The organism is Streptomyces prunicolor NBRC 13075, assembly GCF_000367365.1.
GTDB classification, from domain to species: Bacteria; Actinomycetota; Actinomycetes; order Streptomycetales; family Streptomycetaceae; genus Streptomyces; species Streptomyces prunicolor.
Map to the genome: position 1 here is coordinate 53,545 of NZ_BARF01000128.1, position 15,286 is coordinate 68,830.

General features: G+C 70.7%; 15 protein-coding genes. 8 read left to right on the forward strand and 7 right to left on the reverse strand.

What is annotated here, in order from left to right; translation table 11 throughout:
* The first annotated feature begins 54 nt into the window (after positions 1–54).
* Together yaaA and SPR02S_RS48820 are read left to right on the forward strand one after the other, a co-directional pair.
* The gene (yaaA, locus tag SPR02S_RS48815) at positions 55–837 is read left to right on the forward strand and encodes a peroxide stress protein YaaA (protein WP_019064366.1); all 783 of its coding nucleotides are present in this window, start codon (positions 55–57) and stop codon (positions 835–837) included.
* 108 nt (positions 838–945) lie between these two features.
* The gene (locus SPR02S_RS48820; protein WP_019064367.1) at positions 946–1,587 is read left to right on the forward strand and encodes a bifunctional 4-hydroxy-2-oxoglutarate aldolase/2-dehydro-3-deoxy-phosphogluconate aldolase; all 642 of its coding nucleotides are present in this window, start codon (positions 946–948) and stop codon (positions 1,585–1,587) included.
* A gap of 13 nt (positions 1,588–1,600) precedes the next feature.
* Here SPR02S_RS48820 and SPR02S_RS48825 read toward each other — a convergent pair whose 3' ends face one another.
* From SPR02S_RS48825 to SPR02S_RS48835, 3 genes are read right to left on the reverse strand one after another with little or no spacing between them, the layout of a single operon-like run.
* Positions 1,601–2,905, reverse strand: a complete 1,305-nt coding sequence (locus SPR02S_RS48825; protein ID WP_019064368.1) for a bifunctional RNase H/acid phosphatase — start codon at positions 2,903–2,905, stop codon at positions 1,601–1,603.
* Between the two features lie 12 nt (positions 2,906–2,917).
* The gene (locus SPR02S_RS48830) at positions 2,918–3,661 is read right to left on the reverse strand and encodes a zinc ribbon domain-containing protein (RefSeq protein WP_078623235.1); all 744 of its coding nucleotides are present in this window, start codon (positions 3,659–3,661) and stop codon (positions 2,918–2,920) included.
* Complete coding sequence (locus SPR02S_RS48835; RefSeq protein ID WP_019064370.1) at positions 3,658–4,548, reverse strand: Nif3-like dinuclear metal center hexameric protein; 891 nt, start codon at positions 4,546–4,548, stop codon at positions 3,658–3,660. The genes SPR02S_RS48830 and SPR02S_RS48835 overlap by 4 nt, the downstream gene beginning before the upstream one ends.
* A gap of 198 nt (positions 4,549–4,746) precedes the next feature.
* Here SPR02S_RS48835 and SPR02S_RS48840 point away from each other — a divergent pair, with 198 nt between their 5' ends.
* On the forward strand, positions 4,747–6,078 hold the full coding sequence (locus SPR02S_RS48840; protein WP_019064371.1) for a hypothetical protein: 1,332 nt from the start codon (positions 4,747–4,749) through the stop codon (positions 6,076–6,078).
* Positions 6,079–6,203: 125 nt separating this feature from the next.
* Entirely contained in the window at positions 6,204–6,371 is a 168-nt protein-coding gene (locus SPR02S_RS58155) for a hypothetical protein (protein WP_020684291.1), read from the forward strand.
* 85 nt (positions 6,372–6,456) lie between these two features.
* Here the strand turns inward: SPR02S_RS58155 and SPR02S_RS48850 are convergent, their stop codons facing one another.
* From SPR02S_RS48850 to chsH3, 3 genes are read right to left on the reverse strand one after another with little or no spacing between them, the layout of a single operon-like run.
* Positions 6,457–7,407 carry a 3-oxoacyl-ACP reductase gene (locus SPR02S_RS48850; RefSeq protein ID WP_019064373.1) on the reverse strand — a complete coding sequence of 317 codons (951 nt, stop codon included), beginning with the start codon at positions 7,405–7,407 and terminating at the stop codon, positions 6,457–6,459.
* A 55-nt stretch (positions 7,408–7,462) separates the two neighbouring features.
* A complete protein-coding gene (locus tag SPR02S_RS48855) occupies positions 7,463–8,539 on the reverse strand; it encodes a Zn-dependent alcohol dehydrogenase (RefSeq protein ID WP_019064374.1) in 1,077 nt (358 codons plus the stop codon).
* A 39-nt stretch (positions 8,540–8,578) separates the two neighbouring features.
* On the reverse strand, positions 8,579–9,448 hold the full coding sequence (gene chsH3 / locus SPR02S_RS48860) for an enoyl-CoA hydratase ChsH3 (RefSeq protein ID WP_019064375.1): 870 nt from the start codon (positions 9,446–9,448) through the stop codon (positions 8,579–8,581).
* Positions 9,449–9,829: 381 nt separating this feature from the next.
* Between chsH3 and SPR02S_RS48870 the strand changes: the two genes are divergently transcribed.
* Genes SPR02S_RS48870 through SPR02S_RS48880 form a run of 3 tightly spaced genes read left to right on the forward strand, consistent with a single transcriptional unit; the run spans position 9,830 to position 12,740 of the window.
* Positions 9,830–10,711 carry an ABC transporter ATP-binding protein gene (locus tag SPR02S_RS48870; protein ID WP_019064377.1) on the forward strand — a complete coding sequence of 294 codons (882 nt, stop codon included), beginning with the start codon at positions 9,830–9,832 and terminating at the stop codon, positions 10,709–10,711.
* On the forward strand, positions 10,711–11,427 hold the full coding sequence (locus tag SPR02S_RS48875) for an ABC transporter permease (protein WP_019064378.1): 717 nt from the start codon (positions 10,711–10,713) through the stop codon (positions 11,425–11,427). Before SPR02S_RS48870 ends, SPR02S_RS48875 begins: the two co-directional genes overlap by 1 nt.
* Before the next feature lie 17 nt (positions 11,428–11,444).
* On the forward strand, positions 11,445–12,740 hold the full coding sequence (locus SPR02S_RS48880; RefSeq protein ID WP_019064379.1) for a sensor histidine kinase: 1,296 nt from the start codon (positions 11,445–11,447) through the stop codon (positions 12,738–12,740).
* On the opposite strand, the gene SPR02S_RS48885 is transcribed toward SPR02S_RS48880, so the two are convergent.
* On the reverse strand, positions 12,718–14,280 hold the full coding sequence (locus SPR02S_RS48885; protein WP_020684292.1) for an alpha-L-arabinofuranosidase B: 1,563 nt from the start codon (positions 14,278–14,280) through the stop codon (positions 12,718–12,720). The genes SPR02S_RS48880 and SPR02S_RS48885 overlap by 23 nt on opposite strands.
* A 367-nt stretch (positions 14,281–14,647) precedes the next feature.
* Between SPR02S_RS48885 and SPR02S_RS48890 the strand changes: the two genes are divergently transcribed.
* The gene (locus SPR02S_RS48890; RefSeq protein WP_019064381.1) at positions 14,648–15,280 is read left to right on the forward strand and encodes a response regulator transcription factor; all 633 of its coding nucleotides are present in this window, start codon (positions 14,648–14,650) and stop codon (positions 15,278–15,280) included.
* Positions 15,281–15,286 lie beyond the last annotated feature (6 nt).

Consider the following 15,286-nt stretch of genomic DNA (forward strand, 5'->3'; position numbering starts at 1 on the left):
CCCGAAGTCCCCTCCAGAAGTTCCCTCCAGAAGTCCCCTAAGGAGAAACCCGCCGTGCTCGTCCTGCTGCCGCCCTCCGAAGGCAAGGCCTCCTCCGGCCGCGGTGCCCCCCTCAAGCCGGAATCGCTCTCCCTCCCGGGCCTCGCCGACGCCCGCGCCGCCGTACTCGACGAACTCGTCGACCTGTGCGCCGCCGACGAGGACAAGGCACGCGAGATCCTCGGGCTGAGCGAGGGACTGCGCGGCGAGATCGCGAAGAACATCGACCTGCGGACGGCGGGCGCGCGGCCCGCCGGGGAGATCTACACGGGTGTCCTCTACGACGCCCTCGACCTGGCCTCGCTCGAACCCGCCGCGAAGAAGCGGGCAGCGCGCTCGCTGCTCGTGTTCTCCGGGTTGTGGGGCGCGGTGCGGGTGACGGACCGGATTCCGTCGTACCGCTGCTCGATGGGGGTACGGCTGCCCGGGCTCGGCGCGCTGGGGGCGCACTGGCGGGGGCCGATGGCGGCTGCAATGCCGGAGGTTGCCGGGGACGGGCTGGTGCTGGATCTGCGGTCGTCGGCGTATGCGGGGGCGTGGAAGCCGAAGGGGGAGGTCGCGGGGCGGACGGCGACCGTACGGGTGCTGCATGCGCCGACGCGGAAGGTCGTCAGCCACTTCAACAAGGCGACCAAGGGGCGGATCGTGCGGAGTCTGTTGACCTCGGCGGGGGTGCCGGGGACGCCGGGTGAGCTGGTGGAGGCGTTGCGGGAGTTGGGGTACGAGGTGGAGGCGGAGGCGCCCTCGCAGGCGGGGCGGGCCTGGGCACTGGATGTGCTGGTGGACGAGATCCACTAAGGGTTTTCGAGGGACGTTTTCGAGGGACGCTGAGGGTTTTCGAGCGCACGCGTTGCAGTGTGCGCAATGGGCTTTGCGCGCACTGCATCGGCTCGGCAGGATGAGGGCATGCCTTCCTCGCCGTGGCCTTCCTCCGGCCTGCTCGATCTTGCTCCCGTGCTGCCCGTCGTCGTCATCGAGGACGTCGCCGATGCGGTGCCGCTCGCGCGGGCGCTGGTGGCGGGTGGGTTGCCGGCGATCGAGGTGACCTTGCGGACGCCGGTCGCGCTCGATGCCTTGCGGGCCATCGCGGGCGAGGTGCCGGGGGCCGTGGTCGGGGCGGGGACCGTGCTGACGCCCGGGCAGGTGAAGGAGTGCGTGGGGGCGGGGGCTCAGTTTCTTGTGAGTCCTGGGTGGACCGAGTTGTTGCTGGAGGCCATGCAGGGGTCCGGGGTGCCGTTCCTGCCGGGGGTGTCGACCACGTCGGAGGTGGTCGCGCTGTTGGAGCGCGGGGTGCGGGAGATGAAGTTCTTCCCGGCTCAGGCCTCGGGCGGTACGGCGTATCTCAGGGCGCTGGCGGGGCCGTTGCCGCAGGCGCGGTTCTGTCCTACCGGGGGGATAGGGGTCAACTCCGCGCCGGAATACCTGGCGTTGCCCAACGTGGGCTGTGTGGGCGGGAGTTGGATGATTCCGGCGGATGCGGTGGCCGCGCGTGACTGGGGGCGGGTCGAGGTGCTGGCCCGGGAGGCGGCGGGGCTGCGCTCGGCGTAGGTGGGACGTGTCGTTAGCGTAGGTGGGACGTGTCGTTGAAGAGTCGTACGCTCGCGTTGCCGTCGGCGTAGTACGCCACGGCCGAGATCGAGGCGGCCGAGAGTTCCATGCGGAACAGGGACTCCGGTGGGGCGCCCAGGGCGAGTTGGACGAACGTCTTGATCGGGGTGACGTGGGTGACGAGGAGGACTGTGCGGCCCGCGTAGGTCGCCGTCAGCTTGTCTCGGGTGGCGGCGATTCGGGTTGCCGTGTCCGCGAAACTCTCGCCTCCGCCTGTGGGTTGGGCAGTGGGGTCGGCCAACCAGGTGGCCAGGTCTTCGGGGTAGCGCTCTCTGACCTCGCCGAAGGTGAGGCCTTCCCAGGCGCCGAAGTCCGTTTCTCGCAGGCCCTCTTCGATCGTCACGGGCAGGCCCAGGCGGTCTGCTACGGCTGCGGCGGTTTCTCTCGTGCGGGTGAGGGGGGAGGCGATGATGTGTTGGATCGTGCCTCGGGTTGCCAACGCGGTTGCTGCTCGGGTGGCTTGGTCCTGGCCTACGGGTGAGAGGGAGGGGTTGGTGCCGCCGCTGCCTGAGAAACGCTTCTGGGGGGTGAGGGGGGTTTCGCCGTGGCGTAGGAGGACGAAGGTTGCGGGGGCGCCCATGTCTGCGGGGGCCCAACCTGGGGTGGGGGTCGCTACGTTGCGGGCGGCGCGGGTGTCGGCGGAGGACTTTTCGGTCGTGGTCACAGTGGCGGCCGGTGGGGGCTGGTCGCGCCCCGCGGCGGAGCCGCTGATCGATACAGCCCCGCGCCCCTTAGGTGTCTCGCCTGGGCCTGTGTTGGAAAGCTGGGCGCGCCCGCGCCCCTGAAAAGCCTCAGCCGCGCCTGTGCTGCGAAGTTCCGCCGTCGACTCTGACGCAGACCACTGCTCGCCCCGCTTCCCCGCGTCCATCGCCTCGTTGGCCAAGCGGTCCGCGTGTTTGTTCTGGGCTCTGGGGATCCACTCGTACGTCACCTGGTCCGGCGGGAAGACGGTGGCCGCCGCTGCCGCCAGGGGCTTCATGTCGGGGTGTTTGATCTTCCAGCGGCCCGACATCTGTTCCACGACCAGCTTGGAGTCCATGCGGACGTGGACAGAGGCCGAGGGATCCAGGGCGTGGGCCGTGCGGAGGCCCGCCAACAAGCCCCGGTACTCGGCGACGTTGTTCGTGGCGACGCCGATGTACTCGGCCGCCTCCGCCAGCGTCTCTCCCGTCGTCGCGTCGATGACCACGCTGCCGTAGCCCGCGGGACCCGGGTTTCCCCGGGAACCGCCGTCCGCCTCGACGATGAACTCCCGCACGGCGCAAGCTCCTTACAGGCCGGAGTCGGACGTGCGCACCAGGATGCGGCGGCAGTTCTCGCAGCGGACCACCGTGTCGGGGGCCGCCGCCCGGACCTCGTTGAAGTCGGTGATGGCGAGCTCCTGGCGGCAGCCCTGGCAGGTGCGCTGGTACAGCTTGGCCGCGCCGATGCCGCCCTGCTGCTGGCGGAGCTTGTCGTAGAGCTTGAGGAGGTCCGCGGGGATGGTGGCCGAGACGACCTCGCGCTCCTTCTCGGCCGTGGCCTCGTCGGCGTCGAGGGTCTCGTAGGCGGCGTCACGGCGGGCGGTCGCGTCGTCGATCCTGCCCTGCACGGAACCGACCCGCTCGGTCAGTTCGGCGGTGCGCTCCTGCGCGGACTCACGGCGCTCCATGACCTCCAGGACGATGTCCTCCAGGTCGCCCTGGCGCTTGGCGAGGGAGACGATCTCGCGCTGGAGGTTCTCCAGGTCCTTGGGCGAGGTGACGGCACCGGAGTCGAGGCGCTGCTGGTCGCGGGTGGCGCGCTGGCGCACCTGGTCCACGTCCTGCTCGGCCTTGGTCTGCTCGCGGGCGCAGTCGCTCTCCTCGGTCTGCACGGCCACGAGCAGGTCGCGCAGCTGGGTGAGGTCCTTGGTCAGCGAGTCGATCTCGGCGTGCTCGGGCAGGGAGTTGCGCTTGTGCGCGAGCTGCGACAGGCGTACGTCGAGGGCCTGGACGTCGAGAAGTCGGATCTGGTCGGCGGGCGCGGCGTTCAGTTGGGGGCTCCAGGTTTGTCAGGTGTGGTGGTGGACGCCGCGTGGGCGGTCCAGGGGTCGGTGACCGTCTTGGAGACGTGGACCCTGAGGTCCCACCCCTCGCGGTCGGAGATCTCGTCGAGCTGGGCTGCGGCCAGCTCGCACCAGGGCCACTCGGTGGCCCAGTGCGCCGCGTCGAGCAGCGCGAGAGGGTTTTGGGGGGTCTGAGAGTTTTGGGAGCGTGCTTCGGACACCGGGTGGTGGCGGAGGTCCGCGGTCAGGAAGGCGTCCACGCCTGCCGCTCGCACGTCGTCGAAGAGGCCGTCGCCGGAGCCGCCGCTCACCGCGACCCGGTGGACCAGGGCCTCGGGGTCGCCCGCGACGCGGATGCCCTGCGCCGTGGCGGGCAGGCGCTCGGCGGCGCGGGCCGCGAGCTCGCGGACGGTCAGGGGGTGGTCCAGCTCGCAGATCCGGCCCAGGCCCCTGCGGCCCTCCGGATCGGTCGGGTCCGGTACGAGCGGTCCTACGACCCTGAGGTCCAGCGCGCCGGCGAGGGCGTCGGAGACTCCCGGGTCGGCGCGGTCGGCGTTGGTGTGGGCGACGTGCAGCGCGATGTCGTGCTTGATCAGGGTGTGCACCACGCGGCCCTTGAAGGTGGAGGCCGCGACCGTGGTCGTACCGCGCAGGTAGAGGGGGTGGTGGGTGACCAGCAGGTCGGCGCCCAGCTTCACGGCCTCGTCGACGATGTCCCGCACCGGGTCGACGGCGAACAGCACGCGCGTGACGTCCTGGTCCGGGTCGCCCACGACGGTGCCGACCGCGTCCCAGGACTCGGCCCGCTCGGCGGGCCACAGGTTCTCCAGCGCGGCGATGACTTCGGACAGGCGGGGTACGGACTGACGGGGCACGGGGAAAGGCTACCTGGCCGGGCTGAGGGGCTGAACCGCTGAAGCAGCCGTATGCGGGCCTACGACCCCGTTCAGCACACCCGCCCCGGTTTCCTCAGGCGAATCGTTACTTGGCCACCCTTATTGGTGAAGCGGCTGCTCATCGGTCCCACGTCCGTACGTGCGAAAACTAGTTTCGTCGCCGGAGGTGATCGAACCATGACGGCCTGTGCGATCGAGCCCACGGCGGCGGACGAGGACGGGGACGACCGCGGAGACGAGTGCGGGGACGAATGCTGGGACGCATCCGGGGTCCCGCGGAACGGTGGCACCGCGTGTGCGATCACCGCGGACGGGGCGTACGCCGCCCGTCTCGCGCCGGCCGGCGACTGTCTGTTCCCGGAGCGGTGGACGCTGGACGGCCCCGAGCCGTACGCCGTGCCGCTGCCCGGCAACCAGCCCGAGGAGCCCGGCACCGAGGTCCAGCCGATGAGCGACGGGCGGGTGCTCATCCGGCGGCTGGTGGACGGGCGGCACGCGTTCTCGCTGCTCTACCCGACCGGTCCGGGCACCGGTGAGCTGCCGCTCGGCGCGGTCGAGTGCCCGGACCCGGACACCCGGCTGCGGCTGCTGCCGCCCGCGCCGGGGGGCGAGAAGGCGTACGCCCTCGCCGTGGGCCGGCGCTCGACCGCCGTGTGGCTGGTGGCGGGCGGGGCGTTCGGTCCTGAGCATCTCGCGATGGTCCCGGGGCGGTGTTCGGGCGGGGTCTGGCTGGACCGGGCGGGGCGGATGCTGGCCCTGGACCGGGAGGTCGGCGGGCGGACCAAGGCGATCGTGGTCGACCTGGAGCGGGACGGGGAGGTGTCGCCGCTGCTGCAGATCGCCGCGGACAGCGACGACCGGCTGCTCGCGGCCGACCCCGACAGCGGGCTGCTCCTCATCAGCTCGGACGCGCCGTCGCCGGGGCGGGAGCAACGGCTGGGCTGGGGGGTGATCGGCTCCACGCTGCCGGTGCGGTTCCCGGAGTGCCTGCGGCTGCCGGACTGCACGGTGACGCCGTTCGCGATCCAGCCGGGGCAGGTACTGATGCCGGAGAACTGCGGGGTGGCGCTGCGCATCGACGGCCCGGCCGTCACCTGGTTCGCCGTATGGCGGCCCGCGGAGCGGCAGTTGCTCCAACTCCCGGCGCCCGAGGGCTGGTTGGCGGGTGCCGGGCTGTGGACCGAGAGCGGGGTGCTGCAACTGCCGTACGCCACACGGGAAGTGCCGTGCGGTGTGGCGCGGTTCGCGGTGCCCAGGGGGGCGGGGGGAACGGGGGACGCGGGGAGCCCGGGGGTGGGGGCCCCTGTGGCTGCGGGGGGTTCGGGGGCTACGGGGGCTACGGGGGAAACACGCCCGGGGGATCCGGTTCGGGGCGGGACGGTGGGCGCGCCTGGGGAGGCCGCGCCGGTGCCGTCACCGCCCTCGGAACCGGATCCTCCGGTGCCGGTCGCACCGCGTCCGGTGCCCTTGCGGGAAGCGCCACTCAAAGGCCGGGTGGCCGTCGGGTAACAAAGTGGTGCGGCTCGGTAACGAACTCGTCCCGGACGGCAGGCCGTCTCGCTTCACCCCGGGCACGGCTGGATAAGATCGCCGGGCTGTATGAAGGATCATGTTGCTACGGGGTGAAGTTTCCGATGAACGACACGAACACCGCGCAGACCATGTCTGCCGACACACACGAGGCCTCCGGTCACGGCAAGCACCGGGGCCCGGTCTCGGCGCAGGACGGCGACGCCGCCGCCCACGGCCGGCACCGCAAGCCGTCCGAGCAGTCCACGCAGTCGAAGTACGCGGCCGTCTGACAACACGTCAGGCGCCTTGCACCATCGCCTTGCACCATCTCGCACGACACGGCCCCGCTCGTCTCCGGACGGGCAGGGCCGTTTGTCATCCCGTGCCGGGTTCCCGTTTGAGTCCCAGCACCTCCGCCGCCGCGAAGGTCTCCCCCGGCGGTCGCTCCGCGTAGTGCGGAGTGAGTACGGCGTCCAGCTCGTCGTAGCTGAAGACGTCCTGCTTGCTGTCGAACTTGGCCTGGACGTGCGGGCGTTCGACGATCGCGACCATGCCGCCGTGGACGACGAGGAGCTGTCCGTTGATGCGTTCGGCGGCGGGTGAGGCCAAGTAGCCGACGAGCGGGGCGACATGCTCGGGTGCAAGGGGGTCGAGGCCGTCTTCGGGCTCCTGGAAACCGGCGAAGACGTCCTCGGTCATCCGGGTGCGGGCGCGCGGGCAGATGGCGTTCGCGGTGACGCCGTACTTGGCGAGGGCGAGGGCGGTGGAGGTGGTCAGGCCGACGATTCCGCCTTTGGCGGCAGCGTAGTTGGGCTGTCCGGCCGAACCCGCGAGATATGCCTCGGACGAGGTGTTCACGATCCGGCCGTACACCGGTGCGCCCGTCGCCTTGGAGCGCTCGCGCCAGTGCCGGGCCGCGAAGTGGGTCGTGTTGAAGTGGCCCTTGAGGTGGACCCGGATCACCGCGTCCCACTCGCCCTCCGTCATGGAGAAGACCATGCGGTCGCGCAGGATGCCCGCGTTGTTGACGAGGATGTCGAGCCTGCCGAACTCGGCGATCGCCAACTCGACCAGTCCGGCGGCCTGTTGGAAGTCGGCGACGTCCCCGGTGTGGGCGGTGGCGCGTCCGCCCGCCGCGCGGATCTCGGCGGCGACCTCTCCGGCGGGACCGGCGGACGCCTCCCCCGAACCGTCCCGGCCCGGCTGTCCGTAGTCGTTGACGACGACAGCCGCGCCGAGCCGGCCGAGTTCCAGCGCCTCGGCCCGGCCGAGGCCGCGTCCGGCGCCGGTGACGATCGCGGCGAGTCCCTCAAGTGGCAGCGTCATCAAAGTCCTTTCGGTGGAAGAGGCGCCCGCAGATCGGCTCGGATCCCCCAGACCCTCAGATCTCGATGCACGTACGCAGGGCCGTCCCCTGGCGCATCTGGTCGAGGGCCTCGTTGATGTCGGCCAGCGGCACCCGGTGGGTGATCAGGCTCTCCAGGTCGACGCGGCCCGCCCGCCACAGGGCGATCGTGCGCTCGTAGGAACGCAGCACGTCTCCCCCGCCGTACATCGAGGGCAGGATGCGCTTCTCGTCGAAGAACAGCTCGAACATGCTGAGTTGGAGATAGTCGTCGAGGGCGCCCGCGCCGACGACGACGAGGGTGCCGCCGCGGCGGGTGTTCTCGTAGGCGGTGCGGGCGGTGGCGGAGCGGCCGACGACCTCGAAGACGTAGTCGAACCCCTCGCCGCCGGTGACCTGTTGCTTGGCGTCGGGCAGCTCGTCCGGTGAAATCGCCCTGGTGGCACCGAACTTGAGGGCGGCCTCGCGGCGGGAGGCGACCGGGTCGACGGCGACGATCTCGGCGGCGCCCTTGAGCCGGGCACCCTGGATCGCGGAGATGCCGACGCCTCCGCAGCCGATCACGGCGACCGACGAACCGGCTTCCACGTCAGCGGTGTTGAGGGCGGCGCCGAGTCCGGTGGTGACGCCGCAGCCGATGAGGGCGGCGATGTCGAAGGGCACGTCGTCGGGGATCGGTACGGCGCAGCCCGCGTCGACGACGACCTCCTCGGCGAAGGTGCCAGTACCCGCGAAGCCGAAGACGTCGCCGCTGGGGCGCTTGAAGTTGGGGGTGCCCGCGTTCATGAAACCGGCCAGGCACAGCTGGGTCTGGCCGCGCTTGCACGCGGGACACACACCGCAGGCCGGCAGCCAGCACACGACGACCCGGTCACCGGGCTTCAAGTGGCTTACGCCCTCGCCGACTTCGAGGATCTCCCCCGCGCCCTCGTGTCCCGGTACGAAGGGTGCGGGCTGTGGCAGCACTCCCGCCATCGCGGACAGGTCCGAGTGGCACAGCCCCGTGGCGCGCACCCGGATCCTGACCCGGCCGGGCCCGAAGCCCGTCGCCTCGACGTCGTCGAGGACCTCCAGTTTGTCCTGGCCTATCTCGTGCAGTACGGCTGCGAGCATGGTGCGGCTCCCCTCAACTCGGGTCAACTCTGGCCTGGCTCAGGCGTGTTCGACGATCGTGTCGGCGAGGACGGGCGCGTCGTCCCGTTCCGCGGCGCTCACCGCGACCCGCACCACGCCGGCTCCGGCATCGCCCTGCCGCCACATGCGGATGCGCAGCGTCTCGCCGGGGAACACCACTCCGGTGAACCGTGTGTCGTAGGCGCGCACCCGGCTCACATCACCGTCGAGCAACGTGTCCACGACCGCCTTCAGCGTCATGCCGTAGGTGCACAGCCCGTGCAGGATGGGGCGGTCGAACCCGGCGAGTTTGGCGAACTCGGGGTCGGCGTGCAGGGGGTTCCAGTCGCCGGAGAGGCGGTAGAGGAGGGCCTGGTCCTCGCGGATGTGCCGCTCAACCACCTTGTCGGGCTCGCCTGTTGGTGGTTCGGGGCGGGTGGAGGGGCCGCGGTCGCCGCCCCAGCCGCCTTCTCCCCGTACGAAGATCTGCGCGTCGTTCGTCCACAACGGGCCGTCGGCGTCGGCGACTTCGGTGCGCATGACGAGGACGGCCGCCTTGCCCTTGTCGTAGACGGCGGCGATGCGGCCGGTGCTGGTCGCGGTGGACTGGGCCGGGATCGGGCGGTGCAGGCGCAGGGACTGGCCGCCGTGCAGGACGCGGGCGAGGTCGACCTCGATGCCGGGCATGGACAGGCCGCTGATCACGCCGGGTGATCCGTTGCCCGCGACGGTGGCGAAACTCGGCAGGACGTGCAGCCGGGACTCCAAGGTGTAGCGCAGCTCGTCGGGGTCGGTCGCGGGGGTGCCCGCGCCGAGGCCGAGGTGGTAGAGCTGGACGTCCTTGGTGGTCCAGGAGATCTCGCCGGTCCGGGGTTCGGCCGCGAGGGCCTGGGCTGCGTCGATGGGCATGGGGCTCCTGATCGCCGGTGGTCGAAGACCTCGGTGCGGCCGTCCGCACCGTCGGCCGCACCGAGGTCGTCACGGGCCGACCTAGAACGCGTTCCAGTCCGGCGCCCTTCTGTATAGCCGAGCGCCCCGCACTTGTGAAGGCTCCTGACGGTGCGTCAGGTGGGTGTCGGCACCGGTGCCCGTACCGGCATCTGTTCCGGCGTCCGTTCCTGCATCCGTTCCTGCATCCGTTCCGGCACCCGTGACATTTGTCCTGCCCGAGTCCGTACATGCGCATCTGCCGGGCGAGGGGGCCGGATCCGTAGCGTCGTAGCCATGACACAGACAGGTGGGGCGGCGGGTGGGACGGCCGGCGGGACGTCAGACCGGTCAGAGCGTGCCGTGTCCTTCGCGGGGGCGGTCAAGAACTTCGGCGCGGTGCGTGCCGTGGACGGCGTGGACCTGGAGATCGGGCGCGGCGAGACGGTCGCGCTGCTCGGCCGCAACGGTGCGGGCAAGTCGACGACGATCTCGCTGCTGCTCGGGCTGAACGCGCCCGACGCCGGCACGGTCGAACTGTTCGGCGGGGCACCGGAGTCGGCCGTACGCAGCGGCCTGGTCGGGGCGATGCTCCAGGAGTCGCGGGCGGTGCCCCGGGTCACCGTCGGCGAGCTGGTCGCGTTCGTCGCCCGGCGCTATCCGAAGGCGATGCCGGTCGCGCAGGCCCTGGAGCTGGCCGGGATCGGCGAGCTGGCCGGGCGGCGGGTGGACCGGCTGTCGGGCGGGCAGACACAGCGGGTGCGGTTCGCCGTGGCGCTGGCGGGGAACCCGTCGCTGATCGTGCTCGACGAGCCGACCGCGGCGCTGGACGTGGAGGCGCGGCACGCGTTCTGGCAGTCAATGCGGGCGTTTGCCCGGCGCGGGCACACCGTCCTGTTCTCCACGCACTACCTGGAGGAGGCCGACGCGCACGCCGACCGCATCGTCGTCATCGACCGCGGCCGGATCGTCGCGGACGGCACCGGCGAGCAGCTCAAGCGGGCGGCCGGCGGCAGCCTCGTCTCCTTCGACCTGGCGGGCCGCGCCACCGAGGGCCTCGCCCAGCTGCCCGGCGTACGGTCCCTCGAAGTCCGCGGCGACCGCGCCCTGCTGCGCACCGACGACTCGGACGCGACCGTGCGCGCACTGGCGGACCTGGACGCGATCCACGGCCTGGAGGTCACCCCGGCCTCCCTCGACGACGCGTTCCTGGCACTGACGGCACCCGAACTGGAGACGGTGTGATGCTCGACTATCTGCGCCTCGAAGTACGCCGCACCCTGCGCGACGTCGGCTTCGTGATCGGCGGGATCGCGATGCCGGTGATGATGTACCTGCTGTTCACGAACCTCGGCGGTGACGACAGCGGCTACAAGGCCACGGCGATGGTCGGTATGGCTGCCTACGGCGCGGTCGGCTCCGCGCTCAACACCGGGGGCGGGGTCGCCGAGGACCGGGCGATCGGCTGGCTCAGGCAACTGCGGGTGACGCCGATGAGCCCGCGCCAGGTCGTGCTCGGCCGGGCGCTGACCGGTTCGGTGACCGTACTGCCCGCGATCGTCGCGGTGCTCGCGGCGGGCGGCCTGGTCAACGGCGTACGGCTGGACGCCTGGCAGTGGGCGGCGATCGCGCTGCTGCTGTGGCTCGGCTCGATCCCCTTCACCCTGCTCGGCCTCGGCAACGGCTACGGGCTCACCTCCCAGACCACCGGCGTCGCGAACATGGCCTGCACCATGGGGCTCGCGGTGCTCGGCGGCCTGTGGTTCCCGATCAGCCTCTTCCCCGGCTGGCTGCGCGCGATCTCCCACTACACCCCGACCAACCGCTTCGCCGAACTCGGCACCTCCGTCGCCGACGGGCACGCCCCGGCGCTCGGCGCGATCGCGGTGCTGACGGCTTGGCTGCTCGCGTTCGGTTCGTACGCTGTGCTGGCGTACCGCCGGACCGGGCGGACCGTGTGACCGGGGGAGCGAGAGAGATGACCTGGATGCGAGGGATCACCTGCCAGCTACAACAGTGGAAGGCCGCGCGGGCCCAGTGGAAGGCCGACATGGCGGAGTTCAAGGTCGCGCAGAAGGAGGCCCGCCGCAAGGGCGAGCGGCCCGAGAACCCGGGTCCACCGCCGACGGGCTTCTCCCTGCTGCCCTGGCTGCTGATGGGCATGGGCTCCTTCTCCAACCTCCTCCAGGGCAAGACCGCCAACCCCTGGATCGGCGGCCTGGGCCTGTTCGTCTTCAACTCCCTCTACATCTATGTGGTGTTCCGCTCCTTCGTGAAGGAGAAGCGCCAGGCGGTCTCCACGCTGGTGGCGCTGATCGTGATGGGCCTGATCACCTGCGGCCTCGCCCTCGGCTACGGCGGCAGCTGGCTCTACTTCTTCCCCCTCCTCGGCCTCGCCACGGGCGCCGTCGTGCGGGGCCCGCGCCTCGGCCAGGTCGGCCTCGCTCTGACCGCACTCGCCGCCGCGGTCTCCGTGTACCGGGCGGGCTGGGACGCGATCAACGTCGCCTACGGCACGTTCCTGTCGACGATGGTGACCGCGGCGATCCTCTCCCTCTCCGAAGCCGTACGCGAACTGCGCGCCGCCCGCGAGGAGTTGGCGCGCCGCGCGGTCGAGAAGGAACGCATGCGCTTCTCCCGCGATCTGCACGACCTGCTCGGGCACACCCTCTCGGTGATCGTCGTGAAGTCGGAGGCGGCCCGGCGCCTCGCACCCCGCGACATGAACGCCGCGCTCGACCAGATCACCGACATCGAATCGGTCGGCCGGCAGGCGCTCACCGAGATCCGCGAGGCGGTCACCGGCTACCGCGAGGGCAGCCTCGCCACCGAACTGGACCGCGCCCGCTCCGCGTTGTCCGCCGCCGACATCGCCCCGGTCGTCCGCCAGTCGGGCCCACCCCTGACCCCGCAGAACGAGGCCCTGCTGGGCTGGGTGGTCCGCGAGGCGGTCACCAACGTCATACGGCACAGCGGCGCGACCCGCTGCGAGATCACCCTCGACGGGGTCCTGGACCGCGTCCGCCTGACGATCGCGGACGACGGTCCCGGGGACGGGAACGGGGGCTCCCCTGGGACCGGCCCCGCCGAGGGCATCGGCGGGACCGGTCTGAAGGGCCTGACGGAACGCCTCGCGGTGGCGGGCGGCTCCTTGCAGGCCGGCCCGTCGCCACGCGGCGGCTTCACCGTGACCGCCGAACTCCCGGTGGAGGCAGCGGAGTTGACGTCCTCCGTAGTGACTACGCCGGGATCTAGGGCGCCCAGGGAGCCGTGACCACCCAACTCACGTCATCCGTCCACGAGGTGGCGCTGTCCCAGGTATTGGAGCCGCCGTTGCTCGCTATGTAGACGTTGAGGTTGTAGTGCCGGATGAACTTCGTCGGGTAGTTGTACGACGCGAACGAGGTGCCCGTGCCGCTCTTGCCAGTCGAGGCGCAGAACGTGGCGTCCTGTCTGAACTGCGTTGTGCCGACCATGGGTTGGCGGTAGAGCTGGTAGTTGTAGTGGCGTAGGAAGTCGCCCGGGTAGTTCCGTGACTCGAACGAATAGCAGGAGCTGTCGGCGAGTCCCTTGCGGACGATCCAGGTGGCGTCGCCCTTGTCGAGCGTCGCACTGCTCGACGTGATGGCCGAGAGCACCGCCGCGTTGTTCTGGTGTCGGATGTAGTCGGCCGTGCAGCACGAGGTGGTCGCGCGCAGCGAGATCTCCGAACCGGCCGCCAGCGTCCCGGTGGTGCCGGTCGAGCCGCCGTAGCCGACGGACACGATGTTGGCCTGTACGGAGTTGTCGGCGGCGTCCGTCGGGATGCCGGCGGTCATGACGCCCTCGAAGAACGAGCCGATGGAGCCGTTGCTGTTGTCCCCGCCGGTGCCCAGGACGATCGCGCCCTCCTGGTGCATGGGCGAGTAACCACTGGTGGTGGGTTCACCCCCGGAATAGGTGGTCGTGAGACTGCCCGACTGCGCATTCCCGTATTTCAGCGCGAAATGGTCCTGACCATTGTTTTTCAGCAAAGCGGTGACGAACGGTATCGCTCCGGTGCCGGTGTTCGCCGTGTTCTTGCTGTACCCGGAGTCCGACTGGAACAGCCCGTTCTCCAGGTCGGCCTGCACCCAGGGACCGCTGCCGTAGCAGGGGGCGAACCAGCACTCCGTACCGAAGTTGATCGCGTCCATGTGACCGTTGCCGGTGTCCTGGTTGTTGGTCTCCGCGTTGCCGTAGTCGAAGCAGCAACTGCCGTTGACGTGCGTGCCCGAGGTCACCATGTACATCCCCTCGGCGGCGCCGTTCGTGGCCACGCCCGAGGTGGAGTTGTCGCGGTAGCCCATGCCGGCCGAGATCTCCAGGCCGTAGACCTGGTGCCCGCCGACGGTCACCGGCAGCGCGTCCGCGGGCGCTCCGACGTCCGCGACGCCGGCGCCGCCCGCGCCCTCGATCGTGAGGTCGTTGTGGCGCGCGGACTGGTCGTAGATCTTGGTGATGATGCACGTCGTACCGGAACAGAACGAGTCCTGCGCCGCAGCGTTGGCATACCCACCGGCCGCCAGCAGGCCGATGTTCGCGGTGGCACTGTCGGAGGCCCGCTGCACCTGGTACAGCGAGCCGTTGTACGACGAGTAGAGCGCCCTGACGAGACTGTGCGCGGCGACGCAGGGCGTGCCGGCGGTGGCGTAGATGTCGCACGGCAGCGAGGTGGCGGCGGATGCCTGCGGGACGCCGACGGCCAGCGCGACGACGGTCACGAGCGCGGACAGTGCGGCCAGGGTGGCGTTTCTCAGCCGACGCGGCCCGGTGCGGAGGAATCTCAAGAACACGGTGCACCTCATTCTGTTTCTGTTCCTGGTAGGGCGGTGCGGGTGGTTGACGCGGGTGCAGTTGCGGGTGCGGGTGCGGGTGCGGGTGCGGGTGGAGCATCGGCGCCCGATCGACGCGGTCGATATACCGAACGCCGTTCGATCGAAATGCCGAACCAATTCGCGATCGAAATGTCGAACTGTCGAGAGGTGGTCGAAAGTTTTCCGAAAGCGGCCCGGCGCCCGGAAATTCCAAGGTGATTGCAGAATGCCGAGGCGATTGTTTGCCCGCAGCCGGAGACCGTCAAGACTCGCGGACGCGAACAATGAAGAGTTTTTGATAACCGCCCCGAGTCTCCCCGGGCCTTACCCTTGCCCCGTGGATGAGATGCCCCGGGACCACCGGCCCGCCAAGTCCGTCAGAGTGCTGCTCGCCGAGGACCAGGGCATGATGCGCGGCGCCCTCGCCCTGCTGCTCGGCATGGAGCCGGACCTGGAGGTCGTCGCCCAGGTCGGACGGGGTGACACGATCGTGGACGCCGCCCTGACCCACCGCCCCGACGTGGCCCTCCTCGACATCGAACTCCCCGGCATGAGCGGCCTGGACGCCGCCGCCGAACTCCGCGAACAGGCCCCGGACTGCCGGGTGTTGATCCTCACGACCTTCGGCCGCCCCGGTTATCTGCGCCGGGCGATGGAAGCGGGCGCGGCGGGCTTCCTGGTGAAGGACGGCCCGGTCGAGGACCTGGCCGCCGCGATCCGCCGCGTCCTGACCGGCGAGACGGTCATCGACCCGGCGCTGGCCGCCGCCGCGTTGAGCGCGGGCCCGAACCCGCTCACCGCCCGCGAGTGCGACGTCCTCAAGGCCTCGGTGGACGGCGCGACGGTCTCCGACATCGCCACGAAGCTCCACCTCTCCGAGTCGACCGTCCGCAACTACCTCTCATCGGCGATCGGCAAGACAGCCACCCGCAACCGCATGGAGGCGATGCGGGAGGCCCGACAGCAGGGGTGGCTGTAGCCCCCG